A 6,073-nucleotide genomic window follows, 5' to 3' on the forward strand; every position below is an offset into this window, starting at 1 on the left:
TCCGCCGGCTGCATCGGTTAACCAGCTGACTTCATCTGGCTCCTTGGCCCCGTCACGCTGAATGTACTCGAAGGCAAAGCGCATAATGATCGCCAGCTCGTCGACAAAGGCCGGCTCAAAGCTTGCCAGGCCATCTTGCGCCATGCCGATGAGCGGCGTTGCTATCGACTGATGTGCGCCGCCCTCCGGGGCAAGCGTTACCCCCGAGGGGGTCGCGGCAAGGATAAAGCGTGCGTCCTGGTAGCATGCGTAATTCAACGCATCGAGCCCGCGCTCGATAAACGGGTCATAGAGTGTCCCAACCGGCAGTAGGCGTTCGCCGAATATCGAATGCGAGAGACCAAGGGCAGAAAGCATGATGAAAAGGTTCATCTCGGCGATGCCAAGTTCGAGATGTTGTCCCTTGGGCGAGAAGTCCCAGTTGAAGGTCGAAGGGATGCGCTCGCTACGGAACAGATCCGCGACTTCCTGGCGCGCAAACAACCCCCGGCGGTTTACCCAGGGACCGAGGTTCGTGGACACGGTCACGTCAGGTGATGTGGTGGCGACGCGCTTTGCGAAGTCATCGTCGAGCTTGCCGACGCCGTGCATGATGAGGCCAAAGCCCTGTTGCGTCGACATGGAGCCCTGCGCGGTGAACTCGAGCCGGGGTGGCACGGGCACGGTCGGCGCGCTGTAGCGGCGCCGGCCCTTCGATACGAAGGGGACTGTCTCGAGAAAAGCCTCTATCTCCCCTCCCCTCAGCCCCAGCCCTTCGAATGGCTCCCACTCGTGGCCCGCACGCACCGCCATTCTCTCACGCAGGATTTCGACCTGCGCTGGCGTCATCAGGCCGGCATGGTTGTCCTTGTGGCCCGCAAGCGGCAGCCCAAAGCCCTTGATTGTATAGGCGATGAAGCAGACCGGCCTGTCATGCTGGCGAGCCGCCTCGAAGGCCTCGAGAAGGCTCGGCAGGTCGTGGCCGCCGAGGTTGGTCATCAGCTGTGCCAATTCGTCATCGGATCTGTTGTTGATGAGCCGCGAGAAAGGTCCCTGATCGCCTAGGTCGTCAAGCAGGCGCTTGCGCCAGGCAGCGCCTCCTTGGAATGTCAGTGCCGAATAGAGTTGGTTGGGACATCGATCGATCCAGTCGCGCAGTCGCTCGCCGGCGGGCTCGGTGAAGGCTTCCTGCAGCAGCGAGCCGTATTTGAGGATAACGACTTCCCATCCGAAGTTGCGAAACATTGTCTCGAAGCGCTCCCACAGTCCCTCGCGAACCACAGCATCGAGGCTCTGGCGATTGTAGTCGACCACCCACCATGTGTTGCGCAGCCCGTGCTTCCAGCCCTCCAGAAGCGCCTCGAAGATGTTTCCTTCATCGAGCTCAGCGTCGCCAATCAGCGCCACCATGCGGCCCTCCGGCTGGTCCTTTGCCAGTTCCTTGGCTCGCAGGTAGTCCTGTACAAGTGAGGAAAAGAGCGTGTGCGCAACGCCAAGTCCGACGGACCCGGTGGAGAAGTCCACGTCGTCGACATCTTTGGTGCGGGAGGGGTAGGACTGCGCGCCGCCGTAAGCCCGAAAAGCTTCGATCTGCTCGCGTGTTTGGTTGCCAAGAATATACTGGATGGCGTGGAAGATCGGGCTGGCATGAGGCTTGACCGCCACGCGGTCGGCGGGCCTGAGGACCGCGAAGTACAGTGCAGTCATGATCGTGGCCAGGGAGGCTGACGAGGCCTGATGACCGCCGATTTTCAGGCCGTCCTCACTCGACCGCAGATGGTTGGCGTTATGGATCATCCAGGTGGACAGCCAAAGCACCTTTTTTTCGATCTCCCGCAGATGCGACGGCTTGTTCATCGATACCTCCATCTCCATCGTAAGCCTGTGCCCAGAAATGTAGAGGCGTATCGAAAGTGAAAGTGGCTATTGTCGAGCGCAGTTGCGGGTAAAATTGGCTGCATGAGCGAAGAAACAGTCAAGGAGTGGTGAACTGTGCCAAGATCGGAAATCGACGAAATTGACCGCAGACTGCTCGTCTCGCTCCAGGAAGACGCGCGGCTGACGACCGAAGAACTCGGGCTTAGGGCCGGCCTGTCAGCCTCGCCCTGTGCGCGCCGCGTCCGCAACATGGAGACTGCCGGGATCATCAAGGGCTATGTCGCGGTGGTTGACCAGGCTAAGGTTGGCTTGCCGATCAGCGTGTTCGTGTCGATCAAGCTCGAACGCCAGCGTGAGGAGGAACTCGATCGGTTTGCAGCGGCGGTGGGGCGATGGCCAGAGATCGTCGATTGCTACCTCATGACCGGACAGCGGGACTATCTGCTTCGTGTCGTGGTGAAGGACCTGCCTGCCTACGAGGCCTTTCTCAAGCAGAAACTGACGAGACTCGAAGGGGTGGCCTCGATCGAATCGAGCTTTGCTTTGGGTCAGATCAAGCAGTCGACAGTTCTGCCGATGGTTAAGGAGGGATGAGGAATTGTGTGGGGCCGCCGCACGCCCGACCATGCCAGCAAGTGATGATCGAACAAGCCAATCGAGGGCCAGACCGTGATGCTGCCGATGATGTACACTTGTGGTGCCGCCTCTGTGTCCCGGGCCGAACCGCGCAATTAGATGTTTTGTTCCGCCGCAAGGTCGGCCGATCCGGCCGTCAGGCGCCGCGCCCCCAAGCTGATCCTTTCGTTGTCATGGACCGGTGCGTGGCGACACACGGGCGGTGGAAAATTGCTGCGGGAAAGAACCCGCGAGGCCTCAATGCCTATGCTGGCTGAAACGTGAAACCGCCTCGATGAGCAATCTGGTGTCGACGGGCTTCGACAGTCTTGGCGAATCGCGGAACTGATCGGGAAAGACAGTGGAGCTGTCATAGCCGGTGAGAAAAACAAAAGGGACATCGCGCGTGGCGAGGTGCTCGGCGAGCGGGAAGCTGCGCTCGCCATGCAGGTTGACGTCGAGCACCGCCCCATCCAGCTCGACGCCATCGATCTGCTCGAGCGCCTGTTTGACGGAGGGCGCGGGACCGACGACATCGCAGCCTGCATCGGTCAATTCGTCGGAGAGATCGAGCGCAACCAGGAACGAGTCCTCTACGACGAGGATCTTAAGGCCGGACAATGGGGCGCTCTTGTTCATTCGTGCCGGGCAACTGGTCGACAGTTTCCGTTCGGGGCAAGGGAATCTCAAGTCGGCACTCGAAGCCGGCGGGCCTGAAGTTCAAATCTACACTTTCCCTCAATTCGTACTTTAAACTCTGCTGGATGAAAGTTGTTCCAAAATTCATGCGGGATGGCTCTGCCACGGCCGGCCCGCCGATTTCCTTCCAGGTGACCGACAACATGCCCGGCTTCGCGAAGCCCCAGGAGACTTCGACGCGCCCGGTGTCGACGGAAAGCGCTCCGTATTTGGCGGCGTTGCTGGCAAGCTCGAAGAACACCATGCCGAGCGTTGCCGCCGTGGCTCCATCGAGGTGGAGCGGCTGGCCGCGGACAACGAGGCTCTGGCGTTTGCTGCTGTAGGGAGAGAGCATCGCCCTGAGCAGCTGCTCGAGGTCGGCATCGCCCCAATTGTAGGACGACAGCACCTCATGCGTGCGGGCCATCGCGTGCAGCCGATCCTGGAACGAGGTCGAGAATTCGCCCATCGAATTTGACGAGCGGATCATGCGCGAGGCCAGCGCCGTGATCGTGGCGAGGATGTTTTTTACGCGGTGCTGCAGTTCGTGCAGAAGCCTTTCCTGGCTGCGTTCCGCTTCCTTGTGGTTCGATATGTCGACCAGGGTCGCAATCGCGCCGCGCACCTTGCCGGATTCGTCGAACAGCGGATTGGCCGACATCATCACGTCGATGCTCGATCCGTCCGACCGTGCGATCCGCGCCTCATAGCCGGGGATGGCCTTGCCCGTTCGCATCGCCTTCTGCAGGGGCTGATCGCCCGTTGCCACTGCAGCGCCATCGATCATCAGCGGCAGCCCGGCCGGCACCTGCGTCAGCTTGCCGTCCGTGGTGGCGCGCCGTCCGGCGAGTTCCGTCGCGCGGCGGTTGGCGCGGATCGCCTCGCCGTTACCGTCCTCGGCGATAAAAATGCCTACCGGCACAAGGTCCAGGATAGTCTCCAGACTTTCGAGGCGGTTGCGCAGGTCGTGCGAGAGCGCGCCGATCTTTGCCTCCGCCTGGGCGATCTGGGTAACGTCGACGAAGGTGACGACGACGCCGGCGATGACATTGTCGACGGTGCGATAAGGCATCATGCGCATGATGTAGGCGTTGCCGCTTTCGGCGCCCTCGATCTGCCGTTCGATGGTGCCCAGCCGCCGCAGCACCTGCTCCATGTCGGCCTGAAGTCCGTCGGCGGCAAAGCGCGGGCGCACATGCGCGAGCGGCCGGCCGACATCGCTTTCAACCAGCCTGAACAGGTCGCGAGCGGTGGGCGTGAAGCTCTTGATGCAGAGGTCGCGGTCGAGGAAAACGGTGGCGATCTGCGTGCTTTCGAGCAGGTTCGCCATGTCGTTGTTGGCGCGGCTGAGCTCGTCGACGCGGATGTTGAGCTCGGAATTGACGGTCTGCAGTTCCTCGTTGATCGACTGCAGCTCTTCCTTGGAAGTCTCCAGTTCCTCGTTGGACGATTGCAGCTCCTCGTTGATGGAGGACAGTTCCTCGTTCGAGGACTTCAGCTCCTCGTTGGAGGATTCGAGTTCCTCCGTCGTGATTTGCAGCCGCTCTCTGGTTTCCCTCAGCTCTTTTTCGAGCTGGCTGACATTGGCGCTCTCGACATCGTCGGTCGTGTGGACCGGCTCGTCATCGGCCTCCGGCTTGATGCCGCCGATGTCGCGGAAGACCAGCATGTAGAGTGGGTCCGCTGAGCCGTCGGGCGGCAGCGGCTGCACGGCGAGGCTGATGGTCTGGCGTCCGCCATTGGTGCCTATGGTGATCTTGTTCTGGATCGCCACCTGTCCGGTGCTGACGGCCTTGTGGATCGCTGCCCGCAAATCCATGCGCAGCCCGCGCCTGGCCATGGAGAAGACGTTGTGGTCTGGAGCGCCGGCGGCCAGCTCCAGATACTTGCCAGTGCCTCCCGAGCTGTGCATCAGCTCGCCGTCGGCGTTGATGATGACATAGGCCGGCGCATAGCGCTCGACGAGGACCCGTTCCGCAACCTCCCGCAGGGTTGTCGCCGTCGCCGCCCGGCGCGCAAGCGGGGGCGCCTGCCTGGCCGCCGCCGCCAGCGGGAACTCCGGCAGCCGCTGCATGGCGACCCCGCTGCGCTTCTGGAAGATGCGGCTCGCCTTGTCGATGGTCGAGAACAGGCGCGCGTGGCGCGTTACGTTCTCGGATGATCCGAGGAAGAGATAGCCGTTGTTGCGCAGCGCGTAGTGGAAGATCGGGACGATCTTTTCCTGCAGCTCCGACCCCATGTAGATCAGGAGGTTGCGGCAGGCGACCAGGTCGAGCTTGGAAAAGGGCGGATCGCGCAAGAGATTGTGCGCCGAGAACAGACAGATTTCCCGCAGCTCGGCTGCGACGCGATAGGTGCCGTCCTCGCGCGAAAAGAACTCCTTCAGCCGCTTCGGTGTCACGTCGGTTGCGATCGTCGCCGGGTAGCGGCCGGCGCGGGCGATTTCCAGCGCCCGCTCGTCGATGTCGGTGGCGAAGATCTGCAGGTTGGGCGAGGCAGCGCCTCGCGGCGCGTTCTCCTTCAAGAGCATGGCGATCGAATAGGCTTCCTCGCCGGTGGCGCAGCCAGGCACCCACACCCTGATCGTCTCGTCCGGCTTGCGGTTCTCGAACAGTTTGGGAATGACGAAGCGTTCGACCCCTTCGAAGGCCTGCGGATCGCGGAAGAAACTGGTCACGCCGATCAAGAGGTCCTGGAACAGAAGGTCCACCTGCTGTGGCTCGTCGCGCAGCCGCTCGTAGAAGGCGGCCGGATCGTCGATCTGCAGGACCTGCATGCGGCGCTGGATGCGCCGCAGGATGGTATTGTCCTTGTAGCCACTGAAATCGTGGCCGGTGCGTGTGCGAAGCAGCGCCGCGATGCGCGAAAGCTGTTCCGCCACGTCGCGCTTGCGCCGGTCGCGCTCGCTTTCGGTACGGTTGGC

The 6,073-nt window shown here is 62.0% G+C and carries 4 protein-coding genes; 1 reads left to right on the forward strand and 3 read right to left on the reverse strand.

From position 1 onward, the window contains the following. Window positions 1–1,836: 1-deoxy-D-xylulose-5-phosphate synthase N-terminal domain-containing protein (locus ABID26_RS36765; protein WP_354418386.1), on the reverse strand; the 1,836-nt coding region annotated here is incomplete at its 3' end. 135 nt (window positions 1,837–1,971) lie between these two features. Here ABID26_RS36765 and ABID26_RS36770 point away from each other — a divergent pair. After that, the gene (locus ABID26_RS36770; RefSeq protein WP_126098625.1) at window positions 1,972–2,451 is read left to right on the forward strand and encodes an Lrp/AsnC family transcriptional regulator; all 480 of its coding nucleotides are present in this window, start codon (window positions 1,972–1,974) and stop codon (window positions 2,449–2,451) included. Between the two features lie 279 nt (window positions 2,452–2,730). Here the strand turns inward: ABID26_RS36770 and ABID26_RS36775 are convergent, their stop codons facing one another. Both ABID26_RS36775 and ABID26_RS36780 read right to left on the reverse strand, forming a co-directional pair. Then, window positions 2,731–3,093: a response regulator gene (locus tag ABID26_RS36775; RefSeq protein WP_354418389.1), complete on the reverse strand. Its 363-nt coding sequence runs from the start codon at window positions 3,091–3,093 to the stop codon at window positions 2,731–2,733. Then, window positions 3,080–6,073: CheR family methyltransferase (locus ABID26_RS36780; RefSeq protein ID WP_354418391.1), on the reverse strand; the 2,994-nt coding region annotated here is incomplete at its 5' end. The genes ABID26_RS36780 and ABID26_RS36775, both read right to left, overlap by 14 nt.

This window comes from Mesorhizobium shonense, from assembly GCF_040545255.1.
Lineage (GTDB): Bacteria > Pseudomonadota > Alphaproteobacteria > Rhizobiales > Rhizobiaceae > Mesorhizobium > Mesorhizobium shonense.